Raw genomic sequence first — 16,723 nt, forward strand, 5'->3', positions numbered from 1 at the left:
CGCCCTCCTAAGAGCCCGAACCTTGCGGCGGCTCTGACAGGTTTCTCACGGAGCGTCCGGAGACAACCACGGGACATGTCAAATGAAACACCGGGCGTTTCCACCCGGCGTTGGCGCGGTCTTTAGGGGGAAGTCATGGAATTGTCAACATCGCCCGCGACGCGGCCGTGGATCAAGGCCGCGTTAACCACGATGCCGCGCCGCGATGTCACCTTGCATTTTTTTGATGCTGCGCTCTTGAAGGCGAAATTGTGGCTTCCCATCTGCCGTGTCAGCACCGGGCCCCTCTGACGTGTATCGCCGGATCGACCGTGATGTCGGTGCTTTTTCAGTCAACCTTGATCCGGCTTCGAAAGAGCCGTCATGGACTTCCTTTTCATAGACCTCCTCGGCAAGCCCGTCTGGATGTGGCTGACCTTTGTCGTCGTCGTTCTCGTTCTCCTCGCGCTTGATCTCGGTGTCCTGCACAAGGACAGCCGCGAGATCGGCATCAAGGAGAGTTTTGCCCTTTCCGCGTTCTATATTGCGCTCGGCCTCGCCTTTGGCGGCTGGATCTGGTTCCAGAGCGGCGAACAGGCCGGCCTTGAATATCTGACCGGCTTCGTGGTCGAGAAGAGCCTTGCGATGGACAACATCTTTGTCATCGCCATGATCTTCACCTACTTCTCCATTCCGCGCGCCTACCAGCACCGCGTCCTGCTCTGGGGCATCCTCGGCGTCATCGTGCTGCGCGGCGTGATGATTGCCGCCGGTGCCGCGATCGTCGAAAACTACAACTGGGTTCTCTATCTCTTCGCGGCCTTCCTGATCGTCACCGGCATCAAGATGCTGCTGACGGCCGACAAGGAATATGACGTCGCCTCCAACCCCGTGTTGAAATTCCTGCGGCGCAAGTTGCCGGTAACCGATGGCCTGCGCGGCGAAAAGTTCATGGTGCGGGAAGCCGACGACAAGACCGGCAGACTGAAGACCTTCATCACGCCGCTCTTCCTGGCGCTGGTGATGGTGGAACTCGCCGACGTCATCTTCGCCGTCGATTCGATCCCGGCCATCTTCGCGATCACCACCGATCCCTATATCGTCTACACCTCCAACATCTTCGCGATCCTTGGCCTGCGTGCCCTCTATTTCGCGCTGTCGGCCCTCATCCACCGCTTCGCCTACCTGAAATACGCGCTCTCCGTCGTGCTGATCTTCATCGGTTCGAAGATCTTCCTCGCCGACATGCTGGGCCTTGCCAAGATCCCGCCGGTGGTCTCGCTCTCGGTCACGCTCGGCATCCTCGCCGCCGGCATCCTCGGCTCGCTCTGGGCCACCCGCAACGGCAGCGCGACGCTGACCAAGTCTGCCGATTAACCGGGCTCTCTGAAGCTGCCCTGCCGCGCCGGTCCGACCGGCGCGGTTTTCGCATCCGCCATTTCCGCCTTGCGTCCGGCACGCTACAGTCGGGCCATCACGTCAGCCAGAATCGGATGCCCGCTCATGTCTCTTCCCACCGACACCGTTCTCGATCGCTTCCTGCGCTATGTGGTGATCGACACCCAGTCCGATCCCGCCTCCTCGACCCAGCCCTCGACGGAAAAGCAGAAGAACCTCGGACGCGTGCTCGAGCAGGAACTGAAGGCGCTGGGCCTTGCCGATGCGCATCTCGACGAACACGGCAATGTCTATGCGACCGTTCCCGCAACGAGCGACAAGGCGGTTCCGGCCATCTGCTTCTGCGCGCACATGGATACGGCACCGGATTTTTCCGGCACCGGCGTGAAGCCGCAACTGGTCCGGAACTATCAGGGCGGCGACATCCACCTCACCGGCGACACCAGCCGGGTCATCCGTGTCGCAGAGCATCCGGAACTCGCAAACCAGATCGGCCATGACATCGTCACCACCGACGGCACGACCCTGCTCGGCGCAGACGACAAGGCCGGCGTCGCCGAGATCATGACGGCGGCGCAGTTCCTCCTCCACCATCCGGAGATCCCGCACGGACCGGTGAAAATCCTGTTCACCACCGACGAGGAGATCGGCCGCGGCGCCGACAAGGTGGATCTTGAAAAGCTTGGCGCTGCCTTCGGCTACACGCTGGATGGCTCGACCATCGGCGAGATCGAGAACGAGAATTTTTCGGCGGACGGCGTGACGATCACCATCAAGGGCGTCGCCATCCATCCCGGCACCGCCAAGGACAAGATGGAAAATGCCATCAAGATCGCCGCCGAGATCGTTGCCCGTCTGCCGAAGGACCAGGCGCCGGAGACGACCGAAGGGCGGCAGGGCTTCATCCACCCGGTCGGCATCAGCGGTGCGATGGAGGGCGCAAAGATCAGCTTCATCATCCGCGACTTCGAGGAACAGGGGCTGACCGACAAGGAAGACCTCTTGAAGACGATCACCGAACAGGTGCTTTCGGCCTATCCGGGCTCGACCTTCACCTTCACGGTCAAAGAGCAGTATCGCAACATGAAGACCGTGCTCGACCGTCACCCGGAAGTGACGGAAAACCTGCTGCAGGCCACCCGCCGCATCGGCCTTTCCCCGAAGATCACGCCCATTCGCGGCGGAACGGATGGCGCCCGCCTCTCCTTCATGGGCCTGCCCTGCCCCAATATCTTCACCGGCGGCCATGCCTATCACTCGCCGCTGGAATGGGTGAGCGTTCAGGACATGGAAACGGCGGTCAAAACCATCGTCGAACTGGTGAAGGTGTGGGAAGAGCGGGCGGCTTGAGCGGTTTAAGCCGTCAATCGCCGTTACGATACAGAGGTCGCTGTCTGCCACGATAGGCTTATCGCGGCGTGGGCCCTCACACCGCCTCGCTCGGCGACCCTCCCCCCGGTGGGGAGAGGAGAACAACAGGCGCCGCGCGCCCTTCTCCCCGCGGGGAAAAGGTAACCGAAGGGTGGATGAGGCGACGCCGCGAGGGAAACAGTCTCACTCCGCCGCGAACCGGTCCACACGCGCCGGTTCATCATCGGTCGCATCCGGCGCGCCCGGTGCCGTCTGCACGTCGAGATCCGGGAAGGCGACGATGCGCTTGCCGGAAAAGTCGGAATGCACGACGATCAGGTTCTGCTCCTCGAAATAGCCGAGAAGACGGCGGGCACGGCGTGCAGAATGCGTGCCATAGGCCTTGGCGATGCGCATGTCGGAAGGGCAGGGCTCGCCCGTCAGCGCCGCCTTGGCCATCAGCAGGAACACGCCCTGGAGATCGTCCGAGACGCGGGCGGAAAGCTCCAGCGCCGTCTGCCAACCGGGGGTCGCGGCCGTTTCCTCGTCTACTCCGGCGCGTGAGATCGCCAGCCGGCGGCGGAATTCCGCCATCGACATCGGCGGTCCGGGCAGGCGGCGCATGCGGGCGCGCACGAGAAAATCCTGGTACAGCACCGAATCGGTGCGATAGGCGGCCTGCGGATCGTCGATGATCTCGGACAGCACGGCCGCCAGCCGCTCCTCCCGCTCTTCCGGCGAAAGCTCCGGCTGGGAGGGGCGGCTCGGTTCCTGCGGCGTAGTGCTGATGGAGGGCGTCGAGCGGGACAATTCGGCAAGGATATCCGTCGTCGGCCGCGGTGCCGGCGGCGCGCGGCGCATGATCGGCCGCGTGAACTCTTCCGGGTCCGGCGTGAAGATCAGGTCTTCCACATCCTGCGGCGCATCCGGCAGCGGCATCAGCTTCGGCGAGGAGGAGCGTGCCGAGGTTTCCACCGTACCGATGACGATCGGCAGCGGCCGGCGCGACAAGGCCGGGCCAAGCGCCACGAAATTGCCGCGCTTCAGATCGCGGAACATTTCCGCCTGCCGGCGGTCCATGCCGAGCAGATCGGCGGCGCGCGCCATGTCGATATCGAGGAAGGTGCGGCCCATCAGGAAGTTGGAGGCTTCGGCCGCCACGTTCTTGGCAAGCTTTGCCAGGCGCTGCGTGGCGATCACGCCCGCCAGACCGCGCTTTCGACCGCGGCACATCAGGTTGGTCATCGCGCCGAGCGACAGCTTGCGCGCATCTTCCGACACATCGCCGCCGACCGAGGGCGCAAACATCTGCGCCTCATCCACCACCACCAGCACCGGATACCAGTACTCGCGGTCGGCATCGAAAAGGCCGTTGAGGAAGGTGCCGGCGGCCCGCATCTGCTCCTCGAGGTCGAGGCCTTCGAGCGTCAGCACGCAGGAGACGCGATGCTGGCGGATGCGGGTGGCAATGCCGATCAGTTCGGCTTCCGTGCGCTCGCCATCGACGACGACATGGCCGTACTTGTCGGCGAGCGTGACGAAATCGCCTTCCGGATCGATGATCACCTGCTGCACCCAGGGCGCCGACTGCTCCAGCAGACGCCGCAGCAGGTGCGACTTGCCGGACCCGGAATTGCCCTGCACCAGCAGACGGGTGGCCAGAAGCTCCTCGATATCGAGCTTGGCCGGCTGCCCGCCGGACACAGTTCCCATATCGATGCCTACCTGCACGGCCTTCAACCTCTCATGCACATGATATGTCGAGGGGGGCTTTTCCCCGCTCATCCGGCAGTGCTCTACCAGATCCCCGGCGATTCTGCGCGCCCCAATGGAGCGTGATCAACAGACAATCAGCCGGCAGCCCGACGATAGCCGGCCGCCAGCAGGCCGGCGCCGATCATCAGAGAGCCACCGGTGCGGTTGACGATGCGCCGGATCCCGGGCTTGCGCACGGTCTCGCGCGCCATCGAGGCGAGCAGGCCATAGAGCGCGGCATTCAGCGTGGCAAGCACCAGGAAGGTGACCTCGAGGATCACCATCTGCGGCGGCAGAGGATGCGTCAGGTCGAAGAACTGCGGCAGGAAGGCCACGAAAAAGACGATGCTCTTCGGATTGAGGGCCGTCACCACATAGGTGTGCAGGAAGATTTTCGAGGCTGGCTCCGCACCCGCGTGCTCTTCGGCATCCGCCGCTGCGGCGTCGCCGACCGGGGCCCGCCACAGCTTGATGCCGAGATAGACGAGATAGGCAGCGCCGATCCATTTGAGCACGGTGAAGGCCGAGGCCGAGGCTGCCAGAAGGGCGCCAAGGCCGAGCATCGAAGCGGTCATGGCGGTGAAATCGCCAAGCGCCACGCCAGCCACCGTCGCAGCCGCAACCTTGCGCCCATGCGACAGCGCATAGGAGATGACCAGCAGGATCGTCGGCCCCGGAATGGCCAGCATGACGGCAGAGGCTGCGACGAAGGCAAGCCAGTTTTCAATCGGCATGGACAGTTCCCTCTCGACTATGACGGGAAGCAAGCCACGAACGGAAACGCTTGGCAAGCGCCGCGTGACATGCGCACATCGCCGCCTGCCCGCCTCGCAGGGCGACCAAGATACAATCCAGGGAGCCATCGTGGCGCGTTCGGACCGTATTCTGCTTCTCCTTCAAACGCTGCGGCAATACCGTCGTCCCGTCCGCGGCGAACAACTGGCCGAAGACCTGTCGGTTTCGCTGCGCACGCTCTACCGCGACATCGCGACGCTGAGGGCACAGGGTGCCGATATCCGCGGCGAACCCGGCATGGGCTATCAGCTGAAATCCGGCTTCCTGCTGCCGACCATGATGTTTTCGGAAGAGGAGCTGGAGGCACTGATTCTCGGCACGCGTTGGGTCGCCGCGCGGGGCGATGGCGATCTGGCGCAGGCTGCCCGCGCCGCCGTGGCGCGCATTTCCGCCGTGCTGCCCGCGCCGCTTCGCGACCAGATCGAGGAAAACCAGTTGCTGATCGGGCCTGCGGAACAGGCGGAAGGCCCGACGGGCGACCTGAAGCGGCTGCGGGAGGCTATCCGCCGCGAGCAGACGCTGCAATTCTCCTATCTGGATCTTTCCGGCCAAAAGTCCGCACGCCGCGTCTGGCCCTTCGCGCTCGGTTACTTCGATCAGGTGCGCGTGCTGGTCGCCTGGTGCGAGACCCGGAAAGATTTCCGCCATTTCCGCGCCGACCGGATCAGCGATCTCCTTGAGACGGGCGAGCGCTATCCGAGACGCAAGGCCGCACTTCTGTCGGAATGGCGCGCCCGGCAGCAGGCCGGCGCCTCAAACGCGGCTGCTGACAGTTCTTGACAGTGGAACGGCGTAGATCTGTGGGCCTCAACACACGGAGGCACACATCATGAAACCCGCCAACTTCATTCTTCTGCATGTCGACAGCGTTGCCGCAAGCAGCGTCTTTTATCAGGTTCTGCTGGACATCAAGCCCGTCGAGGCCTCACCGACCTTTGCGATGTTCGTACTGGCGGGTGGTTTCAAAATCGGCTTGTGGGATCGGCGCGGCGTCGAGCCGGGAACGTCAGGGGCAACGGGGGCAAGCGAGATCGTCTTCTCCTGCGACAGCGATGCCGAGGTGGACGCCCTGCATGCGCTCTGGATCGGCCGGCAGGCCCACATCCTGCAGCCTCCGACCACCATGGATTTCGGCCGCACCTTCACCGCCACCGATCCGGATGGTCACCGGCTGCGTGTCTATCACGTCGCCGACCAGCCGGTCTGAACCTGCCAGCGGTAGCGGATGTCCGGCTCCCTCTCTTCATTTCCGCGCCCGTCGGTTTGCTCGACCGCAACGAAACCACGCGTCTCGTAGAACCGGCGTGCACGGTCATTGACCTGGAAGGTCCAGAGATCGAGCGTCACCTGCCCTTTCCTGGCCCGCGCCAGAAGCGCCGAGCCGATACCCTCCCCCTGCCGGCCGGGCAAAATATAGAGTTGCTCGATCCAGCCCGGCCGAACGGCGATGACGCCGAGCAGATGCCGGCCCTCCGTGGCGCCCCAGATGGTGCAGGTTTCGAAAAGATGCTCACGCCAGTAGACGCGATCTTCCGCCGGCGTGTGCAGATCGGCAAGCGAGGGTAAAGCGGCGTTGAACGCCGCACGATGCACGGCGGCGGCCTCGGTCATGTCATCGGCATCGAGGCGTCTTATGTCAAAAGACGGCATGGTCTTTCCTGTCTGTTGTCGAACGCGAAAAACCTCCCGCCCCGAAGGGCGGAAGGTATCTCTGCTGCATGACGGACGGGACACGATCGTGCCCGGCCGGACAATCGCCTCCTTACGGAGGCGCGCGGGTCACAGCCGGAACCCCAGCCAGAAGACCATCGGCTGCCTGATCATCCGATACTCGTTCGTCACTTCGTTTTCGGGAACGCCGATATCGAGCAGCATCCGGTCAGAGAAGTGCTTGAGGTCGTTGGCCTTGCGCCGTTCGCGCAGGACCGCGGCAGCCAGGGCCGCCGCGACGCGCCAGAAACCGTGTTCACGATGCAGATCGCCGACAGTGTCGGCAACCAAAGGCTGTACTTTGGACATGAGTCTTCATTCCCGCTGCGTCTCGGCAACGGGTCCTTTTGCGGGTTGGAAAACGCACGGCAAAACAGGTCAGGCCACGAGGGCTTGGACACGGGTTCGCGCGGCGTCAGAGAGGTTGAGGTCTAGGTGCCAAATAGCTGGGAAATCAGGCGAAATGCGCCTGAGTACGATGACCGCCAAATGTGCCGGACAGAGCCTGCGCACGGGTCATCATATATCCGCCGGTGAGGCACATGAGAGAGTGAATATAATCCATGACGTGCCTCCTTTCCGTGAAGAATTGCGGACGCGAAGAACCTGACACAGGCTCATTCCATCCACAAGTCCTGCAATCTGCATTTGCAGGAAATGGGCTTCCTTGTTGCCAATGCGCCACAGTGACGCAGGCGCTATGCCTGTTGTCTCACGATACGCGAAGACCAAAGCCCTGCATCAGGCGACGCGTCGGAAAATCCGGCGCATGGGAGGTGAAAACGGCGAAGTCGGCGTGGACGCCGTGGCTGTCTGCATCCGCTGGCGGCACCAGCCGGCGGGCCTGCCTTGCGATCGCTTCCGCCGGATCCAGCCAGTCCACCGGCCAGGGCGCCAGCCTGCGGAACAGGTTCGCCATGAAGGGGTAATGCGTGCAGGCCAGCACCACGATGTCGGTACGCCGGCCCTCCCGCTCCACGAAGCACGGGTCGATTTCCGCACGAACCGCCGCATCGTCCAGGCTCTCGCCGCGAATATAGGCTTCCGCCATGCGCGCCAGATTTTCCGAGCCGACCAACCGAACATGGCATTGCGAGGCAAAAGACTGGATAAGGTCGCGGGTATAGGCGCGCTTGACGGTGCCGGGCGTGGCCAGCACCGAAACGAGGCCGGACCGGGTGCGCTCCGCTGCCGGCTTGATGGCCGGCACCGTTCCGACAAAGGTCATGTCCGGAAAGGCGGCCCGCAGATCAGCACCGACCAGCGTGAAGGCGGTGTTGCAGGCAATGATGCAAAGCTCCGGATCGTAGCGGTCGAGAAGATCTGCGAACAGCGCGAGAATGCGGGCCTTCAGCCCCTCCTCCTCCCAGCCGCCATAGGGAAAGCCGGCATCATCGGCCACATAGATGAAGCCGCGCTCCGGCATCAGCACGCGGGCCTCGCGCAGAACGGTCAGGCCACCGATGCCGGAATCAAAGACGAGAACCGGTTTCAGCTCATGCGTCGCCTTTGTCGCCACCCTCATTGCCCCCGTCATGCCCCGCCTCGTCCGTCTTCGGCTTCCGTCCCTTCGGCCAGCGGCGCTGGAAGCCGTCGAGCGAGGAGATCACGCCGCGCAGGACGCTGATTTCCGGCTCCGTGAAGCCCGGCCGGGACAAGACGGCGCGCAGATTGTCGATCATCTTCGGCACTTTTGTGGGCGGATGGAAATAATGGCGCGAATCGAGCGCCTCCTCGATCTGCTCGAAGAAGCCGAACAGCTGCTCCTTGGTCGCCGGCCGCTGGTCCACCGCCTGGAAGGGGGTCGCGGCGATATCGTCCATGCCGCTTTTCATCCACTCATAGGACATCAGCAGAACGGCCTGGGCGATGTTGAGCGAGGCAAAGGCCGGGTTGACAGGAAAGGTAACGATCTCGTCGGCCAGCGCCACCTCCTCATTGGTCAGCCCCCAGCGTTCGCGGCCGAACAGGATGCCGGTTCGCTCCCCGGCATTGAAGCGCTGGCGCAGCGTCGCGGCTGCCGTCACCGGCGCGCGCACCTCCTTGAAGCCGTCGCGCTGGCGTGCCGTCGTGGCATAGACGAAGTTGAGATCGGCGACCGCCTCTTCCAGCGTGTCGAAGACCCGTGTCGCCTCGATGACATGGTCCGCCTTGGCGGCGGCGGCCTGTGCCTTCTCGCTCGGCCAACCGTCCCGCGGGTTGACGAGGCGCAGCTCCGACAGGCCGAAATTCGCCATGGCGCGGGCTACCATGCCGATGTTTTCGCCCAGTTGCGGTTCGACGAGGATGATTGCCGGACCTTCCGTCAAGAGTTCGCGCTCGCTGTTCGTGCCTGCCATGGTGATCCCGTCCGATGCTTGGTCGCGCGGGAGATATCGCTCCGTGCTTTTCCGCGCAAGCCCGGCCTCAGGTCACGCGACGCGGCGGCGTCAGGCGGCCGAGCAGAATGCCGATCATGTCCAGCCCCTGCCGGGCACCAAGATGATAGGTCGGCAGGTGATCGAGGGTCTGGCGACGAACCTTCGAAGCCCGGTAGAACGGCTCGCCGGAAAGAGCACGGGCGGCCGACATCTTTTCCAGCAGGGCGCTGACCGCCTCGACGTCCTCTGCCGGCATGGCATGCGCCGGCAGGGCCTGACCACGGGCGAACATGCGCGCCCAGTAGGTACAGCCGAGGAAGATGGCGAGCGTCTGGCGTACATGGCCGGGCTTGGTGACAATCGACCAGGACGTGCCGATCGGTCGAGCGGCCTGGGCAAGATCGCGATAGGCGAGATCGAGCTGGCGGGAGCGTTCCATCAGATCATTGCCGGAGGCGCCAGCGCGGGCCGATTCGAGAAGCTGGCCCAACTGGTCGTACCAGCGGCCGATCGCTCCCTCCAGCGTCTCGCGCGTGCGGGCAGGAAACACGACGAAGGCGACGGCCGTGCCGGCCACGGCGCCAATCAGCGTCTCCTCGACACGCAGCAGCAGAAGCTCGGTCGTCAGCGAGCCGATCAGTCCATAGATCACGCAGATGACGATGGAGACGAAGAAGGTCATCACCGCATAGGAGGCCTGCAGGGCATAGAAGGCGCAGAAAATGCCAAGCCCGGCCACCGCGACGCTTGCCACCATATCGCCCTTGATCAGTGAGGCCAGACAGAGGCCGGCGGCAATGCCGAGCACGGTGCCGATGGAGCGCTGCAGGGCGCGAATGGCGGTATCGCCCCGCGACTTGGTATTGGTGAAGACGAGAAAGGCCGTCAGCACCGCCCAGAACCAGCGTTCGCGCGACAGCATCAGGCCGAACACCATGGCGATGCCGGAGGCCACCGTGATCTGCAGGGCGGCGCGTACCAGCGGGTTCTTCAGCGAAAAGTCCGGCCGTGCACCGGAGCGATCCGGCGTATGGGGCGCCAGCATTCGGAACTGGTCGTGCATACCCTCGGCAATCACGCCGGCAAAGCGGGTGCGGATGCGATGCAGAAGCGTGAACGCATTGATCGTTTCGCGCAGGTGCTTGTCGGGCGTCTCGTCGCGCAGTTCGCTCCAGTGGCTGACCGCCTCGTCCTTGCCCTCCAGCACCGCATGCACAAGACCGAAGGGAGCGGTGTTGTAGACGCTGAGCACGACGGCACTTTCGGTCGCCAGATGCAGGTCGAAGATGGCGGTGGCGATCTCCATCACGCCGGCATCGCTTTCGTCCAGCATGCCATCGGCATTGCGTGGCAGAAGCCCCTCCGCCATCAGCGAGACTTCCTTCAGTCGTTCCTGGAGCTGTACCAGTTCCGCGCGGTCCTCATCCGTCGTCACATGCTCGCGGGCAAGAAGCGCCAGACGGACGAGGATATCGTTGGCGCGGCCCTGCATCGCAATCAGCGCCTGCAGCAGGTCCCGGCCGCGATTGTCCGGCAGCAGGAAGCTGCGCACACCATGCGACACCAGCGCCGCCACAACAAGCGCAAAGGCTGCTCCCGGCAACTGGTCATAGGTGGGGTTCAGATAGGTGCTGATGAAATAGGACGTGAAGGCAAACATGCCGATGGCAAAGCCGCGCGGTCCATAGACTCTGGCCAGGCTTGCAAACAGCACGATCAGCAGGAAAGTGATATCGGAGAGATAGCGGTGCTGCTCCAGCGCAATCGCGCTCGACATGCTGGCCAGCGCTGCGAGGGCGCCGAGCGCGCGGGTCAGCAACTGGCCACGTGGCGTGGCATCGCGCACGGCAACACCGCCCTCGATCGAGAGAATGATCGCCAGACCAAAGGCAATCGGCGGCAACGCCATCCCATTGAGATGCACCAGCACCAGAACACCGACGGACAGAGCAATCGACAGCGTGACGCGCGCACCCATGCGGGCCCGCGACAGGGCGGGGTCTACCGAGTGAATCCAGTCGATGAGCTTGGGTTTGGATGCCATTCCGGGAGCGCCTTGGTCACGTCTGCAGCTTCACGAGGGACGGCCTCGCGGTGCGGCGAAACCGTTTGGCGCTGTCACTCGCCCTTGGCAAGATCCTGCATTTCCGAAAACACCGAATCCCGCTCCCCCTCGCTGACACGGTGGATATCATCGATCACGAAACGCCCGCCTTCGGTGATGACATCGAAATCCACCTCATTGACGGAATCCTTGATGTCGGCCTGATCGATGCAGGTCCACAGCTTGAAGGTGACCTTGACGGATGTCACCGCGCCGTTCGGCTGGCCAGGTGCAATGGTGATGTTCTGCAGCGGGCAGCCATCCTGAGAATCCGTCACCACGTCGTAGCCGAAGGGATCGCCGGGCTGGTTGTTTTCGGTCTCGTAGGCCGGGTGTTTGGCGGCCTCCTTATAGGCTGTCTGAAAGCGCTTGCTGAACAGCTTTGCCAGTGGCTCCGGATCGAAGATGAACTTCCAGCCCGCGTCCACGCTTTCCCAGTTGGCCTTGGTCATGTCCATCACCTGACGCACCGGATCAGTGGCATCGGCGGCGCTGGCAAACGTGGCAAAGGAGGCAAAAAGTAAGGCGAGCGGCACGGTCCGCATGGCGGCAATAATCCCTGTCTGGAAACGTTGCGGGAGATTATCCCCCTCAATCGATTTGGCAATGGCAATTGTTCTGGCAGTGCTTTGCGTTCCGGCTCTGCGGTGCTATAGCGCACGAGACTTCTGTCCACCTAAGCCGGGGCGGCAAGCCCCGTTCATTGAAGAGGCTGATACATGAACAAGATCAAGGTTGCCAACCCGGTCGTCGATCTCGACGGCGACGAGATGACCCGCATCATCTGGCAGTTCATCAAGGAAAAGCTGATCCTGCCCTATCTTGATCTTCAGATCGAATATTACGACCTCTCGGTGGAAAACCGCGATGCCACCAATGACCAGGTGACTGTCGACGCCGCCCACGCCATCAAGAAGCACGGCGTCGGCATCAAGTGCGCAACGATCACCCCGGACGAAGCCCGCGTCAAGGAATTCAACCTCAAGGAAATGTGGAAGAGCCCGAACGGCACGATCCGCAACATCCTCGGCGGCGTGATCTTCCGCGAGCCGATCATCTGCAAGAATGTGCCGCGTCTGGTTCCGGGCTGGACCAAGCCGATCGTTGTCGGCCGTCACGCCTTCGGCGACCAGTACAAGGCAACCGATTTCAAGTTCCCCGGCAAGGGCAAGCTGACGATCAAGTTCGTCGGTGAAGACGGCGAAGTGATCGAGAAGGAAGTCTACAACGCACCGGGGGCCGGCGTGGCGCTTGCCATGTACAACCTCGACGAATCCATCCGCGAATTCGCCCGCGCGTCGATGATGTACGGCCTGATGCGCAAGTGGCCGGTCTACCTGTCGACGAAGAACACCATCCTCAAGGCCTATGACGGCCGCTTCAAGGACATCTTCGAAGAAGTCTACCAGACCGAATTCAAGGCAAAGTTCGACGAGATCGGCATCGTCTACGAACACCGTCTGATCGACGATATGGTCGCGTCCGCCCTCAAGTGGTCCGGCGGCTACGTCTGGGCCTGCAAGAATTACGACGGCGACGTCCAGTCCGACACGGTTGCTCAAGGGTTCGGCTCGCTCGGCCTGATGACCTCGGTTCTTCTGTCGCCCGATGGCCGCACGGTGGAAGCCGAAGCCGCCCACGGCACCGTGACGCGCCACTATCGCCAGCACCAGAAGGGTCAGGAAACCTCGACCAACTCGATCGCCTCGATCTTCGCCTGGACACGTGGCCTTGCCCATCGTGCCAAGCTCGACGACAATGCCGAACTCGCAAAATTTGCGACGACGCTCGAAAAGGTCTGCATCGATACCGTCGAAGCCGGCTTCATGACCAAGGATCTGGCGCTCCTCATCGGTCCGGATCAGCCGTGGCTCTCCACCACCGCCTTCCTCGACAAGGTGGACGAGAACCTGCGCGCCGCCATGGCCGCCTGATCTCACCGATCCCGAGACAGACGAACCCGGTCGCCTCGCGGCCGGGTTTTTCTTTGTCCACACGGGCTTGTCATCCGGCCGTCATCGCGGCACAATAAGAACATAAGAAGAACAAATACTGGAGGAGCCTCATGTCACCGTTGACACTTTATACCCACCCCATGTCGCGCGGCCGCATTGCCCGCTGGATGCTGGAGGAAGTCGGCCAGCCCTATGATGTACGTCTCTTGGCCTACGGGCCGGACATGAAAAGCGCGGACTATCGGGCGATCAATCCGATGGGCAAGGTCCCGGCCCTTCGCCACGGGGACCTCGTGGTGACCGAATGCGCCGGCATTATCGCCTATCTGGCGGACACGTTCCATGACGCGGGCCTCCATCCGCAGACGGATGCAGAACGGGCTGCCTACTATCGCTGGATGTTCTTCGCCGCCGGACCGCTGGAAACCGCGGTCAGCAACCGCGCGCTCGGCTTCGTGGTGCCGGAAGAAAAGCAGCGCATGGTCGGCTACGGCTCCTATGATCTTGTTCTCGACACGCTGGAACAGGCGCTGTCCGCCACCACCTATATCGCTGGCGAGCGCTTCACCGGCGCGGACGTCTATCTCGGCGCGCATCTGATGTGGGGCATGCAGTTCGGCAGCATCGAGAAACGCCCTGCATTCGAGGCCTATGTTGCGCGCATTGAATCACGCCCGGCGCATAAGCGTGCCACGGACCTTGATGACGCGCTTGCGGCCAACTTCGCCTCCGCCGCACAAAGCTGACACACTGGCATGCCTCAGAAAGACAGGAAAACCTCCATGAAGTTCGGCTATACCATCGCCTATGTTCCCGACGTGGCCAAATCGCTCGCCTTTTTCGGCGATGCCTTCGGTTTTTCCACCCGCTTCCTGCACGACAGCGGCACCTATGGCGAACTGGAGAGCGGCGAAACCACGCTGGCCTTTGCGGCAGAGGCGCTGGCCGAGATCAATTTTCCAGGCGGTCATGTCTCCGCCCACGCATCTGCGCAGCCGCTCGGCATGGAAATCGCGCTCGTGACCGAGGATGTCGCCGCCGCGCATGCCCGGGCCATCGCCTGCGGGGCGCGTGAACTGTCGCCACCCGCGGAAAGGCCGTGGGGACAGGTGGTTTCCTACCTTCGCTGCCCGGACGGTTTGCTGGTTGAACTCTGCACGCCGATGGCCGGTTGACGCCGGCAGAAACACGCTTAGTCAGGCAGGCGCCTTTGATATTGGACCAGCGGGCGGCTCATGATATTGAGCCGCCCATGACAAAGATTTCCTCCACACCCGTTCACGTCATCGGCGGCGGCCTTGCCGGCTCCGAAGCCGCCTGGCAGCTGGCCGAGGCCGGCATCCCCGTCATCCTGCATGAAATGCGCGGTGTCCGCGGCACGGATGCGCACAAGACCGACGGCCTTGCCGAGTTGGTCTGTTCCAATTCCTTCCGTTCCGACGATGCCACCGCCAATGCGGTCGGCGTCATCCATGCGGAAATGCGCCTTGCCGGCTCGCTGATCATGGCCTGCGCCGACCGCCACCAGGTGCCGGCCGGCGGGGCGCTCGCCGTCGATCGCGACGGCTTTTCCGACGCCGTCACACAGGCGCTGTCGCAGCATCCCCGCATCACCGTGGTGCGTGAGGAAGTGCAGGGTCTGCCGCCGAAGGAGTGGGGCCTTTCGATTGTCGCGACCGGCCCGCTGACCTCCGCCTCGCTTGCGTCCGCGATCCAGGCGGAAACCGGCGAGGATGCGCTCGCCTTCTTCGATGCGATCGCGCCGATCGTTCACCGCGAGTCGATCGACATGTCGATCTGCTGGTACCAGTCGCGCTATGACAAGGTCGGCCCCGGCGGCACGGGCAAGGATTACATCAACTGCCCGCTCGACAAGGACCAGTACGACGCCTTCGTCGATGCCCTGATTGCCGGGGACACCGTCGGCTTCAAGGAATGGGAAGGCACGCCCTATTTCGATGGCTGCCTGCCGATCGAGGTGATGGCGGAGCGCGGCCGCGAGACGCTGCGCCACGGGCCCATGAAGCCGATGGGCCTCACCAATGCCCATAACCCGACCGTCAAGGCCTATGCCGTCGTCCAGCTTCGGCAGGACAATGCGCTTGGCACGCTCTACAACATGGTCGGTTTCCAGACGAAGCTGAAATATGGCGCGCAGGCGGAGATCTTCCGGATGATTCCCGGCCTGCAGAATGCCGAATTCGCAAGGCTCGGCGGCCTGCATCGCAACACCTACATCCATTCTCCGACGCTGCTCGACCAGAGCCTGACGCTGAAATCGCGCCCCGGCCTGCGCTTTGCCGGCCAGATCACCGGCTGCGAGGGCTATGTGGAAAGTGCAGCGATCGGACTGCTGGCCGGTCGCTTCGCGGCTGCCGAGGCGAGAGGCGAGGCCCCCAGCCTGCCGCCGGCCACCACGGCACTCGGCGCGCTCCTCAACCATATCACCGGCGGCCATCTGGTCTCGGACGACGAGCCCGGCAAGCGCTCCTTCCAGCCGATGAACGTCAATTTCGGCCTGTTTCCGGAGCTGGAGCCCGGCTCCATCGTTAAGCCGGAGGGCGTCAAACGCTTCCGCGGCAAGGACAAGACAGTGATGAAGCGCCAGCTTCTGGCCCGCCGCGCGTTGACCGACTGCGCGACGTGGCTGGGCGTCCCGGCGCCCGTGTTTGCGGAGGCCTCAGAGGCTGCCGCCTTGACCGCGGACGCCGTCTAACTGGATCGGCTCGCGGGTTACATAGTTGCCGAGCAACCAGAGCGACACCTCGGCCGCCTCCGCGGCGGTCGAGAACACGAAGCTGCCGCTCTGCGTGGGGGCATCGAGAAAGTCGATCGTGAGGCCGCGCCCGTTCGACATCGGCGTCACGCGCGAACGGTCAGGCTGGATCAGATGGCAGGCATAGTGCGAGCCGCCATTGCGCATGATACCGGCCTTGTTGTCGTAGAGGCGCACGAAGATGGTGTTGCCATCCTCGGTCTCATGCAGGCTGCGGATCGCTTCCGTCGGATAGGCACGCCCGAATTCGAGAATGGCGAGTCCCGGATCATGTCGATCCAGTTCCTCGCGCTCCCGCGCCATGGATGTGGTGTAATAGGCGGTCAGAATGACCAGTCCGAAAATGATTGCCCAGACGACCAGACTCACACCGAATTCTCCCCTGCAGACGGCACCGCTCACCGCCCCTGCCCTGTAGCGGCCGAGGCTTGCCCGAACGTGACCGCCAGACGGAACCGGGCTCCGCAAGCTGGCCGGCAGGACAGTGGAGGCGTGCCATCAGTTGAGGACGGACGTATTGCCGGCCCCGGCCACCTGCAGG

The 16,723-nt window shown here is 63.4% G+C and carries 17 protein-coding genes; 8 read left to right on the plus strand and 9 right to left on the minus strand.

The annotated features are described in order from the left end of the window. Positions 1 to 363: 363 nt before the first annotated feature. Both F3H95_RS17380 and pepT read left to right on the plus strand, forming a co-directional pair. Positions 364 to 1,356, plus strand: a complete 993-nt coding sequence (locus F3H95_RS17380) for a TerC family protein (protein ID WP_142881057.1) — start codon at positions 364 to 366, stop codon at positions 1,354 to 1,356. 126 nt (positions 1,357 to 1,482) lie between these two features. Beyond that, positions 1,483 to 2,727, plus strand: a complete 1,245-nt coding sequence (gene pepT, locus F3H95_RS17385) for a peptidase T (protein WP_149746908.1) — start codon at positions 1,483 to 1,485, stop codon at positions 2,725 to 2,727. Between the two features lie 204 nt (positions 2,728 to 2,931). On the opposite strand, the gene F3H95_RS17390 is transcribed toward pepT, so the two are convergent. Continuing rightward, complete coding sequence (locus F3H95_RS17390; protein WP_188134407.1) at positions 2,932 to 4,458, minus strand: ATP-binding protein; 1,527 nt, start codon at positions 4,456 to 4,458, stop codon at positions 2,932 to 2,934. 119 nt (positions 4,459 to 4,577) lie between these two features. After that, on the minus strand, positions 4,578 to 5,216 hold the full coding sequence (locus F3H95_RS17395) for a LysE family translocator (protein WP_149746910.1): 639 nt from the start codon (positions 5,214 to 5,216) through the stop codon (positions 4,578 to 4,580). 130 nt (positions 5,217 to 5,346) lie between these two features. Here F3H95_RS17395 and F3H95_RS17400 point away from each other — a divergent pair, with 130 nt between their 5' ends. Further along, positions 5,347 to 6,057 (plus strand): YafY family protein, encoded by a 711-nt coding sequence (locus F3H95_RS17400; protein WP_149746911.1) that lies wholly within the window; start codon positions 5,347 to 5,349, stop codon positions 6,055 to 6,057. A gap of 49 nt (positions 6,058 to 6,106) precedes the next feature. Further along, positions 6,107 to 6,484 (plus strand): VOC family protein, encoded by a 378-nt coding sequence (locus tag F3H95_RS17405; RefSeq protein WP_142881061.1) that lies wholly within the window; start codon positions 6,107 to 6,109, stop codon positions 6,482 to 6,484. Here the strand turns inward: F3H95_RS17405 and F3H95_RS17410 are convergent. From F3H95_RS17410 to F3H95_RS17435, 6 genes are all read right to left on the minus strand, one after another. After that, positions 6,460 to 6,927, minus strand: a complete 468-nt coding sequence (locus F3H95_RS17410) for a GNAT family N-acetyltransferase (protein WP_149746912.1) — start codon at positions 6,925 to 6,927, stop codon at positions 6,460 to 6,462. The genes F3H95_RS17405 and F3H95_RS17410 overlap by 25 nt on opposite strands. A 129-nt stretch (positions 6,928 to 7,056) precedes the next feature. Further along, on the minus strand, positions 7,057 to 7,296 hold the full coding sequence (locus F3H95_RS17415; protein ID WP_149746913.1) for a DUF1127 domain-containing protein: 240 nt from the start codon (positions 7,294 to 7,296) through the stop codon (positions 7,057 to 7,059). 403 nt (positions 7,297 to 7,699) lie between these two features. Next, positions 7,700 to 8,512 (minus strand): glutamate racemase, encoded by an 813-nt coding sequence (murI, locus tag F3H95_RS17420; protein ID WP_149746965.1) that lies wholly within the window; start codon positions 8,510 to 8,512, stop codon positions 7,700 to 7,702. Then, positions 8,484 to 9,326, minus strand: a complete 843-nt coding sequence (locus F3H95_RS17425; RefSeq protein ID WP_149746914.1) for an RNA methyltransferase — start codon at positions 9,324 to 9,326, stop codon at positions 8,484 to 8,486. Before F3H95_RS17425 ends, murI begins: the two co-directional genes overlap by 29 nt. A gap of 67 nt (positions 9,327 to 9,393) precedes the next feature. After that, the gene (locus tag F3H95_RS17430; RefSeq protein ID WP_149746915.1) at positions 9,394 to 11,391 is read right to left on the minus strand and encodes an FUSC family protein; all 1,998 of its coding nucleotides are present in this window, start codon (positions 11,389 to 11,391) and stop codon (positions 9,394 to 9,396) included. Positions 11,392 to 11,465: 74 nt separating this feature from the next. Further along, a complete protein-coding gene (locus F3H95_RS17435) occupies positions 11,466 to 11,996 on the minus strand; it encodes a hypothetical protein (protein WP_142881066.1) in 531 nt (176 codons plus the stop codon). 174 nt (positions 11,997 to 12,170) lie between these two features. Between F3H95_RS17435 and F3H95_RS17440 the strand changes: the two genes are divergently transcribed. The 4 genes from F3H95_RS17440 (at position 12,171) to trmFO (ending at position 16,122) form a co-directional block, all read left to right on the plus strand. Then, positions 12,171 to 13,385: an NADP-dependent isocitrate dehydrogenase gene (locus F3H95_RS17440; protein ID WP_142881067.1), complete on the plus strand. Its 1,215-nt coding sequence runs from the start codon at positions 12,171 to 12,173 to the stop codon at positions 13,383 to 13,385. 131 nt (positions 13,386 to 13,516) lie between these two features. Further along, a complete protein-coding gene (locus F3H95_RS17445) occupies positions 13,517 to 14,152 on the plus strand; it encodes a glutathione S-transferase family protein (protein ID WP_149746916.1) in 636 nt (211 codons plus the stop codon). Between the two features lie 36 nt (positions 14,153 to 14,188). Continuing rightward, positions 14,189 to 14,581, plus strand: coding sequence for a VOC family protein (locus tag F3H95_RS17450; protein WP_149746917.1), 393 nt, complete (start codon positions 14,189 to 14,191; stop codon positions 14,579 to 14,581). A gap of 77 nt (positions 14,582 to 14,658) precedes the next feature. Then, on the plus strand, positions 14,659 to 16,122 hold the full coding sequence (gene trmFO / locus F3H95_RS17455) for a methylenetetrahydrofolate--tRNA-(uracil(54)-C(5))-methyltransferase (FADH(2)-oxidizing) TrmFO (protein ID WP_149746918.1): 1,464 nt from the start codon (positions 14,659 to 14,661) through the stop codon (positions 16,120 to 16,122). Here trmFO and F3H95_RS17460 read toward each other — a convergent pair. Then, the gene (locus F3H95_RS17460; protein WP_149746919.1) at positions 16,087 to 16,551 is read right to left on the minus strand and encodes a hypothetical protein; all 465 of its coding nucleotides are present in this window, start codon (positions 16,549 to 16,551) and stop codon (positions 16,087 to 16,089) included. The two genes, trmFO and F3H95_RS17460, sit on opposite strands and share 36 nt — an antisense overlap. Between the last annotated feature and the right edge of the window lie 172 nt (positions 16,552 to 16,723).

The organism is Rhizobium sp. RU35A (assembly GCF_900156005.1).
GTDB classification, from domain to species: domain Bacteria; phylum Pseudomonadota; class Alphaproteobacteria; order Rhizobiales; family Rhizobiaceae; genus Neorhizobium; species Neorhizobium straminoryzae.